The 20,263-nt window shown below is 54.9% G+C and carries 18 protein-coding genes and 1 tRNA gene; 12 read left to right on the forward strand and 7 right to left on the reverse strand.

Going from position 1 to position 20,263, the window contains the following annotated elements; translation table 11 throughout:
- Positions 1–42 precede the first annotated feature (42 nt).
- The 5 genes from AC5LBQ_RS07505 (at position 43) to AC5LBQ_RS07525 (ending at position 4,269) form a co-directional block, all read left to right on the forward strand.
- Entirely contained in the window at positions 43–891 is an 849-nt protein-coding gene (locus AC5LBQ_RS07505; protein ID WP_297346074.1) for an indole-3-glycerol phosphate synthase TrpC, read from the forward strand.
- Complete coding sequence (gene lgt, locus AC5LBQ_RS07510; protein ID WP_297346073.1) at positions 891–1,973, forward strand: prolipoprotein diacylglyceryl transferase; 1,083 nt, start codon at positions 891–893, stop codon at positions 1,971–1,973. Before AC5LBQ_RS07505 ends, lgt begins: the two co-directional genes overlap by 1 nt.
- Positions 1,974–2,135: 162 nt before the next feature.
- The gene (locus tag AC5LBQ_RS07515) at positions 2,136–2,375 is read left to right on the forward strand and encodes a hypothetical protein (protein WP_296179808.1); all 240 of its coding nucleotides are present in this window, start codon (positions 2,136–2,138) and stop codon (positions 2,373–2,375) included.
- 101 nt (positions 2,376–2,476) lie between these two features.
- Complete coding sequence (locus tag AC5LBQ_RS07520) at positions 2,477–2,917, forward strand: LexA family protein (RefSeq protein WP_297346072.1); 441 nt, start codon at positions 2,477–2,479, stop codon at positions 2,915–2,917.
- Positions 2,899–4,269, forward strand: a complete 1,371-nt coding sequence (locus AC5LBQ_RS07525; RefSeq protein ID WP_493265092.1) for a Y-family DNA polymerase — start codon at positions 2,899–2,901, stop codon at positions 4,267–4,269. The genes AC5LBQ_RS07520 and AC5LBQ_RS07525 overlap by 19 nt, the downstream gene beginning before the upstream one ends.
- A 137-nt stretch (positions 4,270–4,406) precedes the next feature.
- Here AC5LBQ_RS07525 and AC5LBQ_RS07530 read toward each other — a convergent pair whose 3' ends face one another.
- Positions 4,407–5,900 (reverse strand): DUF1846 domain-containing protein, encoded by a 1,494-nt coding sequence (locus tag AC5LBQ_RS07530; protein ID WP_493265093.1) that lies wholly within the window; start codon positions 5,898–5,900, stop codon positions 4,407–4,409.
- Between the two features lie 75 nt (positions 5,901–5,975).
- Here AC5LBQ_RS07530 and AC5LBQ_RS07535 point away from each other — a divergent pair, with 75 nt between their 5' ends.
- The gene (locus tag AC5LBQ_RS07535; protein WP_297346069.1) at positions 5,976–7,193 is read left to right on the forward strand and encodes a DUF4032 domain-containing protein; all 1,218 of its coding nucleotides are present in this window, start codon (positions 5,976–5,978) and stop codon (positions 7,191–7,193) included.
- 71 nt (positions 7,194–7,264) lie between these two features.
- Here the strand turns inward: AC5LBQ_RS07535 and AC5LBQ_RS07540 are convergent, their stop codons facing one another.
- The 4 genes from AC5LBQ_RS07540 to AC5LBQ_RS07555 form a co-directional block, all read right to left on the reverse strand.
- A complete protein-coding gene (locus AC5LBQ_RS07540) occupies positions 7,265–8,413 on the reverse strand; it encodes an ABC transporter permease (RefSeq protein WP_493265094.1) in 1,149 nt (382 codons plus the stop codon).
- Complete coding sequence (locus tag AC5LBQ_RS07545) at positions 8,400–9,674, reverse strand: ABC transporter permease (protein ID WP_493265099.1); 1,275 nt, start codon at positions 9,672–9,674, stop codon at positions 8,400–8,402. Before AC5LBQ_RS07545 ends, AC5LBQ_RS07540 begins: the two co-directional genes overlap by 14 nt.
- 1 nt (position 9,675) lies before the next feature.
- Positions 9,676–10,614: an ABC transporter ATP-binding protein gene (locus tag AC5LBQ_RS07550; protein WP_307741562.1), complete on the reverse strand. Its 939-nt coding sequence runs from the start codon at positions 10,612–10,614 to the stop codon at positions 9,676–9,678.
- A 147-nt stretch (positions 10,615–10,761) separates the two neighbouring features.
- Positions 10,762–10,835 (reverse strand) — tRNA-Leu (locus tag AC5LBQ_RS07555).
- A 106-nt stretch (positions 10,836–10,941) separates the two neighbouring features.
- Between AC5LBQ_RS07555 and AC5LBQ_RS07560 the strand changes: the two genes are divergently transcribed.
- The gene (locus AC5LBQ_RS07560) at positions 10,942–11,550 is read left to right on the forward strand and encodes an ANTAR domain-containing response regulator (RefSeq protein WP_493265095.1); all 609 of its coding nucleotides are present in this window, start codon (positions 10,942–10,944) and stop codon (positions 11,548–11,550) included.
- Here AC5LBQ_RS07560 and AC5LBQ_RS07565 read toward each other — a convergent pair.
- Positions 11,547–11,939, reverse strand: a complete 393-nt coding sequence (locus tag AC5LBQ_RS07565) for a PaaI family thioesterase (RefSeq protein ID WP_295026689.1) — start codon at positions 11,937–11,939, stop codon at positions 11,547–11,549. The genes AC5LBQ_RS07560 and AC5LBQ_RS07565 overlap by 4 nt on opposite strands.
- Before the next feature lie 33 nt (positions 11,940–11,972).
- On the opposite strand from AC5LBQ_RS07565, the gene polA reads away from it, so the two are divergent.
- Positions 11,973–14,768, forward strand: coding sequence for a DNA polymerase I (polA, locus tag AC5LBQ_RS07570; RefSeq protein WP_493265096.1), 2,796 nt, complete (start codon positions 11,973–11,975; stop codon positions 14,766–14,768).
- Positions 14,769–14,831: 63 nt separating this feature from the next.
- Here polA and AC5LBQ_RS07575 read toward each other — a convergent pair whose 3' ends face one another.
- On the reverse strand, positions 14,832–16,094 hold the full coding sequence (locus AC5LBQ_RS07575; protein ID WP_297346224.1) for a dicarboxylate/amino acid:cation symporter: 1,263 nt from the start codon (positions 16,092–16,094) through the stop codon (positions 14,832–14,834).
- A gap of 287 nt (positions 16,095–16,381) precedes the next feature.
- On the opposite strand from AC5LBQ_RS07575, the gene rpsA reads away from it, so the two are divergent.
- The 4 genes from rpsA to AC5LBQ_RS07595 form a co-directional block, all read left to right on the forward strand.
- Complete coding sequence (rpsA, locus tag AC5LBQ_RS07580) at positions 16,382–17,854, forward strand: 30S ribosomal protein S1 (protein WP_295026694.1); 1,473 nt, start codon at positions 16,382–16,384, stop codon at positions 17,852–17,854.
- Positions 17,855–18,077: 223 nt separating this feature from the next.
- Positions 18,078–19,253 carry a glycerate kinase gene (locus AC5LBQ_RS07585; RefSeq protein WP_295026696.1) on the forward strand — a complete coding sequence of 392 codons (1,176 nt, stop codon included), beginning with the start codon at positions 18,078–18,080 and terminating at the stop codon, positions 19,251–19,253.
- Positions 19,246–19,938 carry a dephospho-CoA kinase gene (gene coaE / locus AC5LBQ_RS07590; protein ID WP_493265097.1) on the forward strand — a complete coding sequence of 231 codons (693 nt, stop codon included), beginning with the start codon at positions 19,246–19,248 and terminating at the stop codon, positions 19,936–19,938. Before AC5LBQ_RS07585 ends, coaE begins: the two co-directional genes overlap by 8 nt.
- The coding region (locus tag AC5LBQ_RS07595) for a DEAD/DEAH box helicase family protein (RefSeq protein WP_493265098.1) at positions 19,935–20,263 on the forward strand (329 nt) is incomplete at its 3' end. The genes coaE and AC5LBQ_RS07595, both read left to right, overlap by 4 nt.

Below are 20,263 nucleotides of genomic sequence, written 5' to 3' on the forward strand. Positions count from 1 at the left end.
GTGCGGCCCGGGCGACCGGCCGATAGGGACGGTGGGACGCTGATGCTGACGTATGAGGAGTTTTATCGCCAAGCCAAAGCCGAGGTGGCCCTGCGTGAGGCCACCCTGCCTTTGGAACTTGTGAAAGAACAAGCCCGCCACACTCCCAGCCCGAAAGATGGCCTGGCGGTGCTGCACTCCCGCCCCGGTTTTGTGGCCATTATGGGGGAAATTAAACGGCAGACTCCGACAGCAGGTTTTCTCAATCCCATTGAAGATCCGGTGGAATTGGCCCGAAAATACATCGAAGGCGGGGCAGTAGCGGTTTCCGTGGTGACTGATCGCCCCAATTACCTGGGCACCACCGAAGACTTCGTGCAGGTCCGCCGCGCACTGGACGTGCCGATGTTGCGGAAAGAATACGTAGTCACTCCCTACCAGATTCACGAGTCGCGGGCGATGGGTGCGGACATGGTGCTGCTGATGGTGGCTTTGCTTGAGCCTATGGTGCTGGAAGCATTGGTGGAACGGACGCATTCCCTGGGTATGTGCGCCCTAGTGGAATGCCATTCTCGTTTGGAGGCACGCCAAGCCATTTCCGCTGGGGCGCGCCTCATCGGCATCAACGCCCGAGACCGGGAAACAGGCGCGGTAGACCTGTCCATGTGCGAGCAAACTATTGACGTGATTCCTCCCGACATCACCGTGGTGGCCGAATCCGGGGTCCACGGCCCACAGGAAGTTTTTGACTATGCCCGAGTCGGGGCTGACGCTATCTTGGTCGGCGAGGCGCTGGTGCGTTCCCCGGATCCCGTGACTCTGTTGCGCAAGATGACTTCCGCGGCGCAGCATCCCGCTTTGCGGCCTGACCGAGCCTCCCGCTATCGTCATAACGCCGAGGGGCACGATTGATGTCCTCCCTGATTTTTGCCGCAGCACTTTCGGCACCACTTTCCTCCAGCTACCTTTTTTCCGCTGTTCGTGCCAGCATTCCCTCCCCGCCTTCGCCGATTTTGCTCAGCCTCGGGCCGCTCACAATCCGCTGGTATGCTTTTTGGATTATCTTGGGTATGGCGCTGGCGATTTTTTGGACCTCCAAGCGTTACCAAGCCCGCGGAGGCAAGCCCGAACTGGTGGGCGACATCGGAATCTGGATTTGCCTCTTGGGTATTGTCGGGGCGCGGGCTATGGCGGTATTTTCCTATCCCGGCGACTACTTTGGCCCCGGTATTCCGTGGTGGAAACCCTTTGCCATCTGGCAAGGCGGTTTGGCCATCTATGGTGGTCTAATCGGTGGCTTCCTCGCCGCCGTGTGCTTCCTGCGTTTCAAGAAGCAACCCCTGGGGGTGTTCTTAGATGCCCTGGCACCCACGGTTCTGGCCGCCCAAGCCTTAGGCCGTCTGGGCAACTACTTTAACCAGGAAGTCTACGGTAAAGCTACGACCCTGCCTTGGGGGCTAGAGATTAGCCCCCAGATGGCTCCGGCCAACACAGCCCCCGGAACCCTGTTCCACCCAACTTTCCTCTATGAAATTATCTGGAACCTTTTGGCCATGGGTATCTTGCTGCTGTATGAAATGATTCGCAAGCGTTCCCATGATTCCGAGTTCGCCCAACAAGTCAATGTTTGCCCCGCGACCGGTCAGTCCTGGGGACGCCTGTGTGCGTGGGAAATCATTGGTCTGTACCTGTTCCTGTACAGTTTGGGACGGTTTTCCCTGGAGTTTGTGCGCATCGACTACCAGTACACGGTGGCCGGGGGAGTCCGCTGGTTCCAAGTCGTCGCTGGTGTCATCGCCGTTGTGGGACTAGCCGTGTTCGCGGCGGCTCGGCACCGCAAACTGCCTGCTGTCCTGACTGAGGCTCCACACCCCGCCCCGGATTCACCGGAAACGCCACCCACAGAGCCTAACCGAGGACAATCCTCTTGTGACGCCGAATCCGAAGCCGAGACAAACACGACTGCCGATACTGTAAAAAAGCCCGAAAAATAAACTTGTACCTGGTCCTAACCCAGTTTAAACAGCGATTTTACGATTGTTACGGTATAATGGTCATATTGAGGCAGTAATTCCAAGGGGGTTTTACTGCGGGGGATTACCGACGCAACCTATGCGTCCGTCCCTCAGAAGATGAAGAGGAAGAAGGTAAACATAATGAATATGAATGAATCTATACATCATCTGACTTGGTCGCTTTTTGACCGTAACTCTGATCGTCAAGCGCTTAACTTGTCCCCACGGTCAATTCTGTCCGAGGTGGCGCGTCCCTGGTTTGACGCTTACCGTCACGATCCGATGATTGAGTCGGCTTTGCGTGACTTGAACGAGGGCGGTGCTCGCCGGGTCCGGGCTCTGGATTTCTTGGGACTGGATTTGGTTTCGGCAGCTGCCTAACAGCTAGGCGCTTTCAGTGTTAATTCGCGGTAGGCCCTCGGGCTTGCCGCGAATTTTTGGCTTTCTGACCAAACGGGACAAAATATGCTAAAATCGAACATATGTTCGATACTGTGCGGTCTGTGAAATCGTGGCGCCCCTACGCATTAGCGCAGTCAGCGCCGCACCCCGGTCTTCCTTTTGCGCCGGATTTGGTGCCGGCAGGGTGGCCTTCACCGTCTCAGGATTACTTTGACCGCGACATTGATTTGAACGAACACCTTATCCGCAATCGACCCGCGACTTTCCTGGTGCGGGTCGCGGGGGACTCCATGATTAACGCGGGCATCAGCGATGGAGACGAACTCATTGTGGACCGCTCCTTAGAGGCAGGGGACGGCAATGTCGTTATCGCTGTTATTGACGGTGAAATGACAGTGAAACGCCTGCACTTTGGGGCTCACGGCCCGGAACTGCACCCCGCTAATCCGACCTATCCCATACTTCACCCCTCCGAATTGCAAATTTGGGGGGTGGTGACGCGATGTCTGCACCGGCTCTGAACCCAGGGGTCCGCCGCGCACTGGAGTGCACTCCCAGCTGCGGGGAAACAGCCCGCGAGACGGAGGAATACCAGAGCGGGCTGGTGCATCGGTTTGCCTTAGTAGACGTAGATTCCTGCTTTGCCAGCTGCGAACGGATTTTTCATCCGGAGCTTTCCGGGCGTCCGGTAGTGGTGTTGTCTAACAATGACGGTTGCGTGGTGGCGCGCTCGCGGGAGGCAAAAGCCTTGGGCATTAAGATGGGCATGCCGTGGTTTCAAATCCGGGCGTGGGCCGAGGCCTGCGGCGTGGTAGCCCGGTCTAGTAACTACGAACTTTACGGATCTATCTCGGCGCGAATCATGGAAATCTTGCGCCAGTTTTCCGCCTCGGTAGAGGTCTATTCCATCGATGAGGCATTCCTGACGCTCTACGGCAGACCCGCGGAGCTCCTAGGTATAGCCCGCAGTTTACGGTCCCGAATCCTGCACGACCTGGGGGTGACAGTTTCGGTTGGAATCGCCCCGACCCGGACTTTGGCAAAACTCGCTTCCCACGGCGCCAAACATACCCCGGCCCTGGGCGGGGTGGCCAGCTGGGACGCTTATACCCCAGCCCAGCACGACCGGATTCTACGCGGTACCGAAATCGGCGACTTATGGGGAGTGGGGCGACGCCTCAAAAAGCGCCTGGAGGCTCTGGGAATCACGGATGCGTTGCAACTACAGAGAGCTGACCCCAGCGAAATTCGCCGCCGTTTCAACGTAAATCTGCAGCAAACAGTGCTGGAACTCAATGGGGTGCCCTGTATCGAAATTATTGAACGGGATGCGGTGCGCACTTATCAGGTCATGTATTCGCGTTCATTTTCTACGCCGGTGCGCGGAGTCACGCAGGCTTATCAGGTCCTCTCCATTTACTCCCAAAATGTGACGCGCCGTCTGCGCCGCCAACAGATGACCGCCGGGGCTCTGTGGGCTTTTGCGTCCACTGCCTGGTACAAAGAGCCGTTTTCACGAATCAGCGCGATGGCTCCGCTACACCCGCGCACTGACGACCCGGTGACAGTCCTGAAAGCGGCCGCGAAAGTTCTGCTGGGACAAGTCGATCCGCGAGCGGATTACGTGCGGGCGGGCATCTGCCTGACAGACCTGGGCAAACCTGACCCGCAAGAGCCGCTACCCATGTTTGCCCCGGATCCGGAAGCTCAACGGCGGGGAAAAATTATTGACCGGGTCAACGCGGCGGTGGGAGAGGGCTCTGTAGGGCTGGGTCTGGCGGGACTGAAAGCCGCCCCGGACTGGACTATGAAACGAGAGATGCTATCTAACCGCGGCACTACGCACTGGTCCGAGCTGGCCCTGGTGCACTAGCGTGATGGCAATACTTATTCAGCTATCATCAAGTTTAAGAGCTGTTTCCTGGTAGCGATACGCATTCGGGTGAGCTCCTGAGGGGCTCACCCGAATGGTTATAGTAAAAGTTCAGAGTCACACCGGAAGGGGGTGTTCTAGCGTTTACGGTACAGGCGCTTGCGCTGGAACTTGGGTTCCGAAGTGACTTGGATTCCGAGGTTTCTAAAGATCCCTTCGTCCACCGACCCCAAGATAGTGGTCGTGTGTACGTTCGTGCCATCCAGTTCCTTGAGCATACCCAGGGCGGCGCGGGCTTCGGCAGAAGTCCCGGCGGAAACGGACAGGGCAATCAGTACTTCATCGGTGTGCAGGCGGGGATTGCGCGAGCCCAAATGCTGGGTCTTTAAGGTTTGGATAGGCTCAATCGACTCGCGAGACAGCAGGTCCAGCTCCGGATCGATGTCTGCCAGATATTTCAACGCGTTCAGTAGCATCGCGGCGGAACAGCCCAGCAAAGCCGAGGTCTTGCCGGTGATAATCGTGCCATCGTGTAGTTCAATAGCGCTGCCGGGCTGGTTGGTGGCGGCTTCAACTTCTAGGGCTGCACCTACCACGTGACGCTCCCAGGTGGAGGTGCCCGCTTTCGCCATCAACACCGAGATACGAGTTGATTCCTCGGAATCCCGGCCGTCCCGGGCTTGTTCAACCAGCGCTTTATAGTAGCGCCGGATAATTTCTTGACGCGCGGCTTCCTGACACACCTCGTCGTCACTGATACAGTAGCCCGCCATATTAACTCCCATGTCAGTAGGACTTTGATAGGGAGATTTACCGGTGAGCTGTTCCAACATAGTTTTCAGTAGCGGGAACGTTTCTGTATCGCGGTTGTAGCTGGTGACTTGTACGCCGTGTGCTGCCAAATGGTAGGGGTCGATGAGGTTGATGTCCTCCAAGTCCGCGGTGGCGGCTTGGTAAGCCAAGTTCACTGGATGTTCCAACGGCAGGGTCCAAATTGGGAAGGGTTCAAACTTGGCGTAGCCGGCTTCGATACCGCGTTTATTGTCGTGGTAGACCTGAGAGAGGCAGGTTGCCAGTTTGCCGGAGCCCGGACCGGGGGCGGTAACGACGATAAGGTCGCGGCTGACCTCCACATAGTCATTCCGACCAAAACCGTCCTCGGACAAAACCAACTTTGTATTAGAGGGATACCCCTCGATAATGCGGTGTCTAGCGACTTTCAACCCCAGTCTTTCCAGGCGCTCCTTGAACGCGAAAGCCAGGGCGTTGTCGTCCGCGAGTTGGGTCATCACTACGTTTTCGACCAGGAAACCGCCTTCGCGAAACACGTCAATGAGCCGCAGCACGTCATCTTCGTAAGTAATATCCAAATCAGCACGCCGTTTTTGCCGCTGTAAATCCAAGGCACTGACACAAACCAAAATCTCAATTTCGTCCTTTAACTGGCGTAGCATCGAAATTTTGTTGTCCGGTGTGAACCCTGGCAGGACTCTGGAGGCGTGCATATCGTCGTAGAGCTTGCCACCCATCTCTAGGTAGAGTCGCCCCCCGATTTCCTGGCGACGCTCCGCGATATGTTTGGACTGCATTTTGATGTATAAGTCGTGGTCAAACCCAATTTTTCGGCTCATCAAATACTTCACTTTCTCAGATAAATTTCAGTTTGGAATCAATAATTAATTATTGTCTTAGCTTACACTAGGGGAGTGACGTTCTCAGTTACCGCGGCCACCGCGGAACCCGCTTTACTGGATTTGCCTTGGGAATTACCCTTGAAGGAATGGCCAGAGCGCTATATCGCCTCTTTCCCGCATGGAATTTCACGACACGTTGTGCGTTTTGTGAACCTCGGACCGAGAATCATCGCGGTGAAAGAAATTTCGGAGGAAAAGGCACGTCACGAGTATTCCCTGTTGCGCGATTTGGTGCGTTTGGAACAGCCGGTGGTGCAACCGTTAGCTCACGTCACCCACCGTACCGACGCAGCCGGGGAAGAACTCAATAGTGCCCTGGTGACCTATCACCTGCCGTTTTCCCTGCCTTACCGGACTTTGTTCAACGCAAACATGAGTCCCGAGACGGCCACTCGCCTCATCGATTCTCTGGCGGTGCTGCTGGTCAGGTTGCATCTGCTGGGGTTCTATTGGGGAGATGTCTCTCTTTCGAACACATTATTTCGGCGTGACGCCGGAGCATTTGCCGCTTATCTGGTCGACGCGGAAACCGGCGAGTTGCATCCTGAGGGCTTGACCTATGGGCAACGTTCCTACGATGTCGAAATAGCTCGAGTGAACATCATCGGTGAGCTGATGGATCTCCAGGCAGGGGGCACTCTTGACGAAGCCGCTGACACCGTTGAAATCGGTAACCTTCTCCAAGACCGCTACGACGCCTTGTGGGATGAACTGACCTCTGTAGAGACTTTCGATGCGGATGAAACCTGGCGTATCGAGGATCGCATTCGTCGTTTGAATGATCTGGGCTTTGATGTAGGGGAACTTAAGATGAAGACCGACACTGCGGAGGGAGCTCGCCAACTGCTGATTCAGCCTAAGGTTGTGGATTCTGGACACTACCATCGCCAGGTGATGCGCCTGACCGGCCTCGATGTTCAGGAAAATCAGGGGCGGCGCATGATTAACGATATGCAGACTTTCCGAATGCTCAATCATCTCGAAAACGTACCGCTTGACGTGGTGGCGCACCGGTGGCTGACGAAAGTATACGAGCCAATCTTGGCGGCTCTTCCCGAGGAATTGCTGTCAAAGCTGGAGCCGGCTCAGGTGTTTCATGAGATTCTGGATCACCGCTGGTACCTGTCGGAAAACCGCGGGGAACAGGTCAGTTTACACGAAGCCATCGATTCCTACATTCGCAAAGTTCTACCCCAAAAACCTGACGAAATCACCATTATGGGTGAGTAAACGCATCTTCACAAAGGTGCGCAACCCGGTGTTGTCGGAGCATAAATTTGGCATACCTATATGCCGTAAACCTAGGCCCTGCGCCGGACGTGTTCCAAGATTAGGGACGTTATCCAGAACACAACCGCGAACCCAATTTGAACTGCGATATTGACCCAGAATTGGTTGGCGGCAGCACCACTGAAGGTCGACATTTGCGCCGAGGCATTGTTGTTGTCGATGTAGTAAAAGGTGGGCAGCACGTGTCCGACTGCAACGACCGACTCGGGCATCAGATGGGTGGGAATGAAAGCACCGCAAAGGAACGCGCTGGCCAGAGCCACCACGTTCACGATGGCGCTCAAGGCCTCCTTGTTGGTCGTAATCTTGGTAATGAGGAAACCTAAAGCCAATACTGGCAGCCCAAAGACGAAGGTGTTCAGGGCAAAGAGCCCTCCTCGTCCAGTGGCCCAGGACTCGGGTATCAACACCGACACCAGCCCTACGTTCAAAGCTGCCAGCAGCAGCATAATGATGGCGCAGCCTAGGTTGAGATTCAGGTCAATTCGCAACGGATTAGCCGAGGAAACAATGGTACGCCGGCGCACATTGACCTCTGCGAACGCCGCCAGCACCATGGTGATGACATAGACGCAGCCCGCCATGAGGGTGTAGCTGCCGAAGTTATACAGCCCCGCCGTCAGTTTCAGGGTTTTCGTGTCCAGTTGGCTGGTGAGGACAACATCTGTCGACAGCTTCGCGCTGGACTCAATTGCTTTGACCAGTTCGTCCTCATCGGTGAGGTATTTACCGTAGCCGGTGGCCAAACGCAGAAAGCGTGTCACCAGGGCCTCGGCCGAAGCGCTCTGTGCGGAGGCGCGTGACTTGATTCCGACCGTGGGTTCTTGACCTTTCAGAATCTGGTCAGTGAAGTCCGCCGGCAGGTACACCGCATAGGCCAGCGCCTCGTAATACAGGGCATCATCAATCTCGCGATCGGTGCTATTCACGTCAGCTTCGCTGGTACGCTGACGCAGATAGCTTTCAAATGCGCGGGTCAGGGCCGTTTCAGAACCTTGATTAATGAGTATCACTTTGGGTTTATCGGCGGTAAAGTTCTCGGCTCCGCCCGGAGGAGACTGGTAAGCCATCAGACCCATCACCACCATGATGGCGGTAAAAATAGCGACAAAACCGAGATTTCGGGATAATACCCGCACGAAACCTCTAAAGACTGTCATAGCGCTGCCTCCTCAGGACGATGACGGAAGTACCGAGCATGACCGCGGAGATCATCAACAAAATGACGATATCCTGCCAGTATCCGCCGTATCCAGGGTGAAAGAACAGGTTATAGTAGCCATCGGTGATGAGGGCGACCGGATTAAACTTGTTGAGCATCGGAAAGTGAAAATCTACCGCGTAGCGCATCGCTCCGCCCATCATGCCTGCCAGCATCGCCCCCAGCATGGTCACCGCGATGAGGACGCCAATCTTGGCGTTCTCTCCGCCGGGAACCAAGGTGGAAATGGCCGCCCCGAAACTCAGACCTGCTAGGGCTCCTACCGAGGTCAGTAGCATGGTCAACCCCCAGTTTGCGCCGAAATCGACCTGGAACAGGAAATGGCACAGCACCAGCAACGCCAGCAGTCCAATCAATTCCACCAGGTAGCTGGTGATGATGCCGGAAATAATCAGCTTAGACTTACTGGTCGGGGACACGGCGATGCGCCGACCGATAACCCCCAGCGGTGGCTGAGCGTTATTCATGATTGTCAGCGAAAACATTCCCCCGTAGAGAGCCGCCATAGCTACAAGGGAAAAGAACTCCGCCATTAACAGGTCCATCGATTTGGGGCTGCGGTCTTGCAGAATAAAGCCACTAGAACTGAGCTGGTCTTGGACAGATTTGGCTATTTGTTCGGTATTGAAAGCGAGAGCTGCTGACGGAGGTCCGGCAGTGCCGTCGGATATGCCGGTTGCGGGTGGTGTCAATGCGGCTAGCTGCGCGGTGATTTCTCGTTCGGTGAGGGTGGAAATCATATCGACACGCTGGGAAATTTCGTCGAGAATGAACTTGAGGATGGTCTGGTTCAGCCCGTTAGTGGTGATAGTCAGTTTCGCCTGGGCGTCTTTGACCATACCCTCACTAGGGGTGCCGGTAATCTCAATGATTCCATCGACTGTTTCATCCTGGAGTAGCTTTTTCCCTGCCTCCAGGCTGGATACTTCCGTTACCTCCAGAAGGGGTTTGTCGCTGCCGGTCACGCTGGTGTCTCCGGCCTTCATCAACTCGTCGAAGGCAATTTTAAAGGCACTATCCTTATAGACCTGGGAGTTCACGACCGCTACCGGCACCGTGTCGAAGGCTTCCTTGTTAACGATGTCGCCCAAGGCCACCTTGAACAATATCCCCAAAAGAATTGGGAACGCCAAGGTCCAAAAAACTAAAGAGCGGTTGCTGACCAGGTCTTTTGCGTTATATAAAACCAAGTGTCCCATCTCAGTCACGCAGTTCCTTGCCGGTCAGCTGCAAGAACACATCGTTCAGCGTGGGGCGTTCGGAATAGATTGACTCATAGGAAACGCTCGATTCTACAAGTTCGTGAATCAGCGCCGAGACATTGTTTTGACCGTGTGCATAAATGATTTCCACGCTGCGGTTCTTTGATTCTACGGATTGGATTTGGGGGTCGCTGCGGAGTTTTTCCAACAGGGAGGGGGGAAACTCGGTGCCCTGGACGGTGACTTTTTCCTCGATATTGGACAATTGCTTGAGTTCGTTGACGCTGCCCTGGGCGATGATTTTCCCCTTGTCAAGGATGATGATGCGGTCGCAAATCTGTTCGACTTCTTCCATATAGTGGGTGGTGTAGACCACCGTTGCGCCCCGGTCACGCAGGGTGACGATGCCGTCAAGGATGTTGTTGCGGCTTTGCGGGTCAACAGCCACGGTTGGCTCATCGAGAAAGATGAGTTCGGGTTCGTGTGCAATGCCGCAGGCGAGGTTCAGCCGACGCAGCAGACCGCCGGAGAGCTGCTTGGGGCGGAATTTCAGATAATCCTGTAGTCCCACCAGCTCCACCGCAGCGGCAATCATCTGGTCACGTTTCACCTTATTCGGCACGTACAGACCGCAGAAGTACTCCAGATTTTGCGCCACGCTCAACTCGTTGAACACCGCCACGTCTTGAAACACCACGCCAATCCGGCGTTTTATGTCGTAAGCATCAGGGCGCATAGTGTCGCCAAAAATTTTCACGGTCCCGCTGTGGAATTTCAGCAACGATAGCATGCAGTTGATGGCGGTAGATTTGCCGGAGCCATTGGGGCCCAACAGTCCCAGAATCTCGCCTTGGCGGACTTCCAGGCTCAGTCCGTCCAGGGCGCGCAATGTTTTGTAGTCCTTGGTCAGTCCTTGGACTTCAATCACGTTTGACACTATGTTTCCTTGCGTCGTGGTCGATGAGTTCTCTTACATTGTAGAGCCGCCTCGACGTGCAATTTCGTGAATTTACCAGAACTTAACGCAACATTTTCGCAAAATAAAAATTTACCGATTATCGAAGGATAATCGGTAAATGTTCGGTACCCCGGAAGGGATTCGAACCCTTAACAAGCCGGGTTTGAGCCGACCGCCTCTACCAGTTGGGCTACCAGGGCATTCTCTGTGAAGGTTAGGTAAATAACCGCCGCAAAGACTTCATATATACTAAAGTATCTAACGAGAAAAGCAAATCGAGTCCACTTACAAGGGGGATCTGAAGAGATGGCGAAGACGGCATCTGCAGCAAAGGACACCAAAGAGCACCGGCGAGTAATTGTGGCCGAAGACGAGGCCTTAATCCGCCTCGACATTGTCGAAACTATGAAAGAAAACGATTTCGACGTGGTCGGCGAAGCTGCCGATGGCGAGGAAGCCGTAACCTTGGCTTTGGAATTGGAACCTGACTTGATAGTCATGGACATCAAAATGCCGAAGCTCGATGGTATTGCGGCCTCCGAAAAAATCATGAAAGAAGCCCCTTGTGCCATCGTGATGCTCACCGCTTTTTCCGACAAGGAACTCATCGAACGCGCCAAGGATGCCGGCACTATGGCTTACCTGGTGAAACCGTTTGACCCCAAGGATTTATTGCCCGCCGTAGAGGTCGCTCTGTCACGCCACCAGGAGTTACTTTCTTTGGAAGATTCCATTGCTGACCTGCAAGACCGGCTCAACACCCGCAAACAGGTAGACCGCGCCAAAGGTCTCTTGATGGAAAAGATGGAACTGACCGAACCGGAAGCGTTCCGTTGGATTCAAAAAACGTCGATGGATCGCCGTTTGTCCATGCGTGAAGTTGCGGATGCGGTGATTGACCAGCTCGGCGATTAATTCGGCTGTTCCACCAGGTAACAAGTCATGAGGCCGGTTGAGATAATCTTGCCGGTGTCCTCGCTGGTGTTGTCAAAACGGTACACCGCGGTGCGTCGTCCCAGGTGAACCGCATCGGCGGTGCAGATGATGCGGCCGCTGATTCCCGGTTTGATATGGGTGATGTCCAGATGCGCTCCCACGGCGCTTTTGCCGAACTGTTTAGCCCACTGGTAAGCAGCAAAAGACGCGACAGACTCCGCCAGGAGAGCCGCGGCTCCGCCGTGCAGTATCCCAAATGGTTGGGTATTACCTTCCAGCGGCATGATACCGACCGCATGTTCGGCGCTGAGTTCAGAAAACGTAATGCCCATTTTCTCTATAGCAGGGCCCAGATTATCCCGATCCATTCTTACCTCCGGGGTTCTTGATAACCTACAGACATGAGTAAAAGACGTTTACTGGTATTGGATGGGCATTCCTTGGCTTTTCGGGCTTTCTTTAGCCGTGACCCGGAACACTTCCGCACCTCCACCGGTGTCTATACTAATGCGGTACACGGATTTTTCTCTATGCTGCTGACGATGATTCGCACTGAGAAGCCCACTCATATCGGGGCAGCTTTCGACCTTTCTCGTCACTCCTTTCGTACTGACATCTATCCGGACTACAAAGGAGGCCGTTCCGAAACGCCACCGGAATTTATCGGACAAGTTGAAAATATCCAAAAGTTACTGAGTGCGATGGGGATTAAGTGGTTGACGGAACCCAATGTCGAGGCGGATGACATCTTGGCGACTTTGACGGCAAAAGGGACCAAAAACGGCATGGAGGTGTTGGTTTCGTCAGGGGACCGCGACACTTTTCAGCTCATCTCAGACGAAGTTACCGTTCTGTATCCGGGACGTAGCATCTCGGACACCAAACGTATGACTCCCCAAGCGGTAAAAGACAAATACGACGTCTGGCCGCAGCAGTATCCAGAAATTGCCGCCCTGGTCGGAGAGAAAGCCGATAATTTGCCAGGCGTGCCTTTGGTTGGGGAAAAAGTTGCCGCCGCGTGGCTGAATGAATACGGTTCACTGGATGCTTTATTGGAGCATCGTGACGAACTCACCGGCAAACGCGGGGAGAATTTTCGTCAGCACGTAGACGACATCTTGCGGAATCGTCAGTTAAACCGGTTGCGCACCGACCTGCAGCTTCCAGTTGGTGTGGAGGACTTGCATTGGACCGGATTCGATCCACAGGAGGTCCGGGCGGTTTGTGATGAGCTGGAGTTTAATCAGATGCGCTCCCAGATTCTGAAACTCGGTCAAACTCTCGGTATCGCCTCCGCCAACGCCGCGTCATCCAGCGAGACGAACAGCCCTGCGATGGAACCGGAGCCGCAAGACGCGGATGGTTTCGGAGTGATACCAGATCCTGAGCGGTTTCATCTGGGAAAGGATTTCACACCGGCACAGTTTGCCCAGTGGCTGCAACGCACGGAAAGCCAGAGTTTAGGAATTTGGGCGGTAGGTAATATCGGAGTGACCAATCCGCGAATTGACTGGCTGTTGTTGGCTGCAGATGAAACTCCCCAGGGGCAGTGTGTGTTGATTGTTCCTGATGAGCTTACGCCGGAAATGGAACATTTACTGCGCGATACTTTGGCGGGAAGTCGAAATAAAACCGTGTATGACGCGAAATCGCTGCGTCATGCGTTACGAGCCCACGGCTGGGAACTGGGCGGTGCGGTCACGGACGTGAATATGCTCGATTACCTGGTCAATCCCGATGGGAATCGCACTAAGTTCGCCCGGGTGACGAAGCGTCTGCTGGGTTGGGAGATTGAGGAGAAGCCCTCCGATGTCAGCAAAATCAGTGAACAGATGACTTTGGATTTAGGTCTGGAACTAGACGGGGAGTCCCCGGCACAGCCGTGGCCCCAAACGCTGATTAATCAAGGCATCTACGCTTACGCCCTGCTACAGATGCAGCCCATGCTTCAGCAGCTGGCGCGCTTCCGCCGGGTAGACGGGTTATTGGAATTGGAAAACCCACTGTCATTAGTTTTGGAAAAAATGGAATATACCGGTATTGGTATCGATACGATTTGCCTGGATGATTACGCGCAGAGTCTGCAATCTGATGTCGAGATGGCTCAGCATTCCGCTTTTGACTCCATTGGCCGCGAAGTCAATCTGTCCTCCCCGAAGCAGCTGCAAGATGTGCTGTTTACCCAGCTGGAGTTACCTAAAACAAAAAAGACCAAAACGGGGTATACAACGGATGCGAAGGCTTTGGAGGAACTTGCGCGGTACAACCCGCATCCTTTCCTCGATGCACTTTTATACCATCGTGATCGGATAAAACTTTTACAGATTGTGCGCAATCTGCGTGACCGGGTAGGGGATGACGGCAGGATTCACACCACCTTTGGGCAAACTGTGGCGGCAACCGGACGGTTGTCCTCCATTGATCCGAACTTGCAAAACATTCCAGCGCGTACCACGGACGGGCAAAAGATTCGGGAAGCGTTCGTGCCTCAAGAACCGTATACCGCCTTGATGACAGCGGATTATTCTCAGATCGAGATGCGGATTATGGCCCATCTGTCCGGCGATGAGGGACTGCTGGCGGCGTTTGCCTCCGGCGAGGACCTGCACCGTTCCGTGGCGGCCTTGGTTTATGGAGTGACGCCCGATGAAGTGACTTCCACCCAGCGCTCCCACGTCAAGGCGACTTCCTACGGCTTGGCCTATGGATTGAGCGCTTTCGGTTTAGCCGGTCAGCTCAATATCTCTCAAAAAGAAGCCAAGCAGCTGATGGATACCTATTTTGAGCGATTCGGAAGGGTGAGGGACTATTTGAATTCCATTGTTGCTACCGCCACCAAGGTTGGTTACACCGAAACTATGCGCGGCCGGCGCCGCTACCTGCCGGAATTGCGTTCTACCAATCGTAACGTGGCTGATAATGCCCGACGCGCGGCTCTCAACGCCCCCATCCAAGGCAGCGCGGCCGACCTCATGAAAGAAGCCATGCTCCAGGTCGACGCTGACTTGCGGCGCGACGGTCTACAATCTCGTGTCCTGCTGCAAGTTCATGACGAACTAGTCTTGGAGGTGGCTCCTGGCGAAGAGCAACGTTTGGAAACTTTAGTACGTAAAGCCATGACGGGTATCGCAAAACTGCGGGTCCCGCTGGAAGTCTCGGTGGGCATCGGACCCAATTGGAGAGCCGCAGCCCACTAAAAACTCACGGACCGGCACCGAGATACTTGACCCGGCGCCGGTCCGCAGTAAGTTTGGCAACGCCTACTTCACGTCTTCGAGATACTTATCGGAGTCGAAGTGGTTTTCACCGGCAAAGCTCTGGGCGATTTCTTTGTCGTTGTCGTCAATCTTGCCGCTAGAGAAACGAGCCATCAGCATAGCGATAGCTCCGTCACCAGTCACGTTCGTGGCTGTTCCGAATGGATCGAGGGCAATGTAGGACGCAATCATCAACGCAACTTGTGCATCGTTGAATCCCAGCATGGAGGACAAGATACCGGTCGCTGCCATAATCGCACCGCCGGGAACGCCCGGAGCTGCGACCATTGTGACACCCAGCATAAAGATAAAGCCGACGAACTGGGCGACACTAACCTTAATATCGGAGGTCATAATGATGGCCAACGCAAAAGCGGTAATCTTCGAGGTTGATCCTGCCAGGTGAATGGTGGCGCACAGCGGCACCGTGAACGAAGCGACTGCGTCGGGAACACCAATCTTCTTGACCTGACGCAATGTCACCGGAATCGTAGCGGCAGACGAGGATGTCCCCAAAGCGGTTGCGTAGGCGGGCAGCATCGTCACCAGAGCCTTGAACGGATTGACCCCGAAGGCCAAACCACCGACCAGGTACAGACTGACCAGGATAATGACCTCCAGTACCAAAACCAGGATGACCACCACTGCCAGCACGGCGATAACGTTGTAGACCTCACCGGTCTTTGTCATATTGAGGAAGATACCGAAGATGTGAATCGGCAACAGGGGGATAATGACTTTTTCAATCAACTTGATGATGATGGCGCGGAACTCCACGAAAGCACGGCGCAGCGTGCCGCGGGACACCATAGACAAACCGATGCCCATAATAAAGGACAAAATGAGCGCACCCAGCACGGAAATCGGGGCGGGAATCTCCAATGTCACCGCCGGAGCAATGTTGGATGCTGAAGGATCCGCAACGGAAGCTAAGGAACCGTTGCGCAAGAAGTTGGGCAGTACGCTCTCAGAAATGCCGTAGGTCAAGAACCCGGAATACATCGTTGAGATGTAGGCAACCAAAGCGGTCAACCCCAGCCACTTCGCTGAACCGGAACCGAGGTCAGCAATAGCGGGGGTCACCAGCCCGATGATAATGAGCGGGATACAGAAGTTCAGGAACTGGCCGAACAAAGAATTGAAAGTGGCGAAAACCACAACGACGGGCTTGGGAACGAAAAGCCCGAAAACGATACCCAGGACAATCGCGATGACAACCCAGAGCAAGATGCCACCCTTTTTGAAAATATTCACAATAGACTGCATTCCTGCATTAAACCACACTTTTTACATACCCTTTTCATTCGGTCACCTTCCGTTTGCTAACCGGGACTCGGGGTGTGCAAACCTGACGATGACCAGGTTACGCTCGCTGGAGGGTCGGTCAGTCAATTCAGAAGAGTGCTTTAAGCGGGTTTAATTTGGATAGGCCAGCGCTATCCAGTAAGATGGATGCTTGGTGTTTTATCGCTTTAAGGTGGTTTTTCAGCCGTCTGGAAGTGATTCGACATCGGTAACTATTCCTACTACCTGACCTTGGAGTCACCAACTAAATGTCCAATACTACTAATGTCCCTACTACTGTTCCTCAGGTTGCCATTAACGACATCGGCTCGACCGAGGACCTCATCAAAGAAATCGACAAGACCATCAAGTACTTCAATGATGGCGATCTTGTCTCCGGTACTGTCGTGAAAGTTGATCGCGACGAAGTTTTGCTCGATATCGGTTACAAAACCGAAGGCGTTATTCTTTCCCGCGAACTGTCCATTAAACATGACGTGGATCCTGACGCGGAAGTCAAAGTTGGTGACGAAATCGAAGCTCTGGTCCTCCAAAAGGAAGACAAAGAAGGCCGTTTGCTGCTGTCCAAGAAGCGCGCTCAGTATGAACGCGCCTGGGGCGACATCGAAAAGGTGAAGCAGGAAGACGGGGTCGTCAACGGCACCGTTATCGAGGTTGTCAAGGGCGGCTTGATTATTGATATCGGTCTGCGCGGATTCCTGCCGGCCTCCCTGGTGGAAATGCGCCGCGTGCGCGACCTGCAGCCTTACATCGGCCGTCAGCTGGAAACCAAGATCATTGAGTTGGACAAGAACCGCAACAACGTGGTCTTGTCCCGCCGCGCTTTCTTGGAACAGACCCAGTCCGAGGTGCGCACCACCTTCCTGTCCACTTTGCAAAAGGGTCAGGTTCGCAAGGGCGTGGTGTCCTCCATCGTCAACTTCGGCGCGTTCGTCGATTTGGGCGGCGTGGATGGCCTGGTGCACGTGTCCGAACTGTCCTGGAAGCACATTGATCACCCCTCCGAGGTCGTTCAGGTCGGCCAGGAAGTCACCGTGGAAGTACTCGACGTTGACTTTGATCGCGAACGCGTGTCCCTGTCCTTGAAGGCCACTCAGGAAGATCCGTGGCAGACCTTCGCCCGGACGCACAAGATCGGTCAAATCGTTCCTGGTAAGGTCACCAAGTTGGTGCCCTTCGGTGTGTTTGTCCGGGTCGAGGACGGTATCGAGGGCCTGGTGCACGTGTCCGAGTTGGCCACCCGTCACGTGGAAGTTCCCGAACAGGTCGCCAAGATTGGTGATGAAATCTTTGTCAAGGTTATCGATATTGACCTCGAACGCCGCCGTATCTCGCTGTCCTTGAAGCAGGCCAACGAGGGGCTGGACGTGACTTCTGACGACTTCGATCCTTCGCTTTACGGTATGTCTGCCGAATACGACGCTGAGGGCAACTACAAGTACCCCGAGGGCTTCGATCCAGAAACGAACGAGTGGATGGAAGGCTACGAAGAACAGCGTGCTGCTTGGGAAACCTCCTACGCAGCTGCTCAGGCTCGTTTTGAAGCCCACAAGGAACAGGTCAAGATTGCTCAGGAAGCCGACAAGGAAGCTGCTATCGCTCAGGGCGTAGCTGAACAGACTTCCTACAGCTCCACCACCGAGGAAGAAGCCGATACCTCAGGTACCTTGGCCGATGACGAGGCTTTGGCGGCGCTGCGCGACAAGTTGGCCGGAGAGTAAAACTCTCTGAGTTTCCCGCGCGGCTGGACAGCCAGCAATAATTTTATCCGTGATGCGGAGACCGCTTGGTCTCCGCATCACTTTTATGCTCGATTTTTGCACCAGCATTTGGCCACATTTCCCAGCGGCGTGGCTTAAGCTGAGAAATACTACGGTTTTTGATGACCGGATGAAATATTAAGCACCGCCAGAATTTTGAGCGCAGCACAGAGAGGTAACTGTCGTGAAAATTGTCATTGCCCCGGATTCGTTTAAAGGTTCTTTGTCCGCCGCGGAAGCAGTCGCTGCGATGAAACGCGGGGTTGAAGCAATTTTCCCCGAAGCCGAAACGGTAGCGGTGCCGGTGGCTGACGGCGGGGAAGGCACCGCCGCGGTCATGCTTAATGCTTATGGTGGAGAAATTAAGACGGCTAAGACGGTAGACGCCCTGGGACGCGAGCGGGAGGGCGAATTTACCTGGATTCCGGCGCGGCGTATGGTCGTGCTGGACACCGCTGAAGCCTGCGGGATTATGTACATTTCCATGCTGGAACGCAACATTATGGAATCCAACACTGAAGGTGTGGGGATGTTGCTGAAAGCCGCGTTGGACTTGGAGCCTGAAACTATCGTGGTCGGTTTGGGCGGTTCTGCGACCAACGATGGCGGCTGGGGCATGATGCACAATCTCGGTGCGAAACTTTTTGACGAGGCCGGCCAAGAGCTCGAACCGAAAGTTCATGTTTTGGCTAACGCTGCCCGCCTGGATTTATCCGGGATGGATTCGCGCTTGAGCAAAGTAAAGATTGTGGCCGCGAACGATGTGCGTAACCCGCTGACCGGTCCCAGCGGGGCGTCTGCCTCTTTTGGTCCGCAAAAGGGCGCCAAGCCGCTGCAGTTGGGTAAACTCGATCGCTGCCTCAAGAATTGGGGCCGGCTGTTAGAGGAGACTACCGGTACCAAAGTGTCAGACGTGGAGGGTGCGGGCGCCGCTGGAGGTATGGGAGCCGCTTTCCTAGCTCTGGGTGCGGAAAATCGCCACGGTTTCGAGATCGTAGCCGAAGCAACGAAACTCAATGAAGCTATGGAAGGCGCCGACCTAGTGCTGACCGGCGAAGGTCAGCTCGACCGACAAACCCAACGTGGCAAGACGCCCTGGGGTGTGGCACAGTTGGCTCGCCAGCACGATATTCCTGCCTTGGCGTTTACCGCGCGTCTCGGCTTGGGACACGAGATTTTGCTGCAGGACGGATTCACCGCGATTATTCCTATCATGCATCAGGCAATGACTGGTGAAAAAGCTGCCATCGACAAAGCATCTATCTTGTTGGAGGACGCGGTCACTCTGAGCTTGCAGCTGATGACGGTGGGAGCGAATCCCGCCATCAGTGACATTTTGTTGAAAGCACTTGATGATTAAACAGCTGCGTACGTTTTCCGTTCCGGATAATCGTGCCCTCAAAGTCGGTATCAGCGGCGGAATCGGTTCGGGGAAAACAACGTTCACCAACTGTTTAGCTGCTCTCGGTGGAGTTCGCTTTGACGCGGATGAGGTGCTGCGTGCCGCCACCGGTCCACAAGGGTGCGCCACGGCACAAATTAGGGAAGCGTTTGGTGCATCAGTGTGTGCCGACGGTCAGCTCAATCGCAGCGCCCTGGCACAGCTCATCTTTTCCGACCCCGCCGCAAAAGCCCGCCTGGAAGGCATCTTGCATCCCCTCGTGTGGGAGGAAATGGACCGGGTGTTAGTTCGAATGGAACCGGGTGACGTGCTGGTGGCAGAGATTCCTCTGTTGACCGAAACTGGTAACCACACCCGGTTCGACTGCTGCGTCATGGTGGACGCCCCCCTGGAAGTGCGCCTCGACCGCCTCACCCGAGACCGTCAACTGACCGAGGCGCAGGCTCGGGCCCGGATTGACGCACAAGCCAGCCGGGAGCAGCGAGAGGCCATCGCGACGTTTTGGGTGGACAATTGCACAACGCCCGCGGACCTCGATGCGGACGCGGCTGCACTTTGGAAGAGTCTGTCCGACCGCCCGGAGTCGGAGTTTTCAGACTTTGCAAAGCACGGTGAGTCGGATTTGCCTACACTGGGACTATGACCGAAAAAAAGGCACTGCCTCGCGATTTGGTGGAAAATCCGATTTCGCTGGAAGTTGTCAGCGAATACACCCCCTCCGGCGACCAGCCAGAAGCCATCGCCGAACTCGCCGAACGAATCAACGCCGGTGAAAAAGACGTCGTGCTGTTGGGGGCGACCGGCACCGGCAAAACCGCCACCACCGCTTGGCTCATCGAAAAACTGCAGCGCCCCACCCTTGTGCTGGAACCGAACAAAACGTTAGCGGCCCAACTGACCGCTGAGTTTCGGGAACTTCTGCCGAAAAACGCCGTGGAATACTTCGTGTCCTACTACGACTACTACCA

This window comes from Mobiluncus sp. (genome assembly GCF_985070215.1).

Bases quoted from the DNA above. Each gene is read 5' to 3' on its own strand.
- AC5LBQ_RS07515 (WP_296179808.1), top strand. From the start codon at position 2,136: ATGAATATGAATGAATCTATACATCATCTGACTTGGTCGCTTTTTGAC.
- AC5LBQ_RS07575 (WP_297346224.1), bottom strand. From the start codon at position 16,094: ATGCAGTCTATTGTGAATATTTTCAAAAAGGGTGGCATCTTGCTCTGG.
- AC5LBQ_RS07525 (WP_493265092.1), top strand. From the start codon at position 2,899: ATGTCTGCACCGGCTCTGAACCCAGGGGTCCGCCGCGCACTGGAGTGC.
- AC5LBQ_RS07545 (WP_493265099.1), bottom strand. From the start codon at position 9,674: ATGGGACACTTGGTTTTATATAACGCAAAAGACCTGGTCAGCAACCGC.
- rpsA (WP_295026694.1), top strand. From the start codon at position 16,382: ATGTCCAATACTACTAATGTCCCTACTACTGTTCCTCAGGTTGCCATT.
- AC5LBQ_RS07560 (WP_493265095.1), top strand. From the start codon at position 10,942: ATGGCGAAGACGGCATCTGCAGCAAAGGACACCAAAGAGCACCGGCGA.
- AC5LBQ_RS07530 (WP_493265093.1), bottom strand. From the start codon at position 5,900: ATGAGCCGAAAAATTGGGTTTGACCACGACTTATACATCAAAATGCAG.
- polA (WP_493265096.1), top strand. From the start codon at position 11,973: ATGAGTAAAAGACGTTTACTGGTATTGGATGGGCATTCCTTGGCTTTT.
- AC5LBQ_RS07540 (WP_493265094.1), bottom strand. From the start codon at position 8,413: ATGACAGTCTTTAGAGGTTTCGTGCGGGTATTATCCCGAAATCTCGGT.
- AC5LBQ_RS07520 (WP_297346072.1), top strand. From the start codon at position 2,477: ATGTTCGATACTGTGCGGTCTGTGAAATCGTGGCGCCCCTACGCATTA.
- lgt (WP_297346073.1), top strand. From the start codon at position 891: ATGTCCTCCCTGATTTTTGCCGCAGCACTTTCGGCACCACTTTCCTCC.
- AC5LBQ_RS07505 (WP_297346074.1), top strand. From the start codon at position 43: ATGCTGACGTATGAGGAGTTTTATCGCCAAGCCAAAGCCGAGGTGGCC.
- coaE (WP_493265097.1), top strand. From the start codon at position 19,246: ATGATTAAACAGCTGCGTACGTTTTCCGTTCCGGATAATCGTGCCCTC.
- AC5LBQ_RS07565 (WP_295026689.1), bottom strand. From the start codon at position 11,939: ATGGATCGGGATAATCTGGGCCCTGCTATAGAGAAAATGGGCATTACG.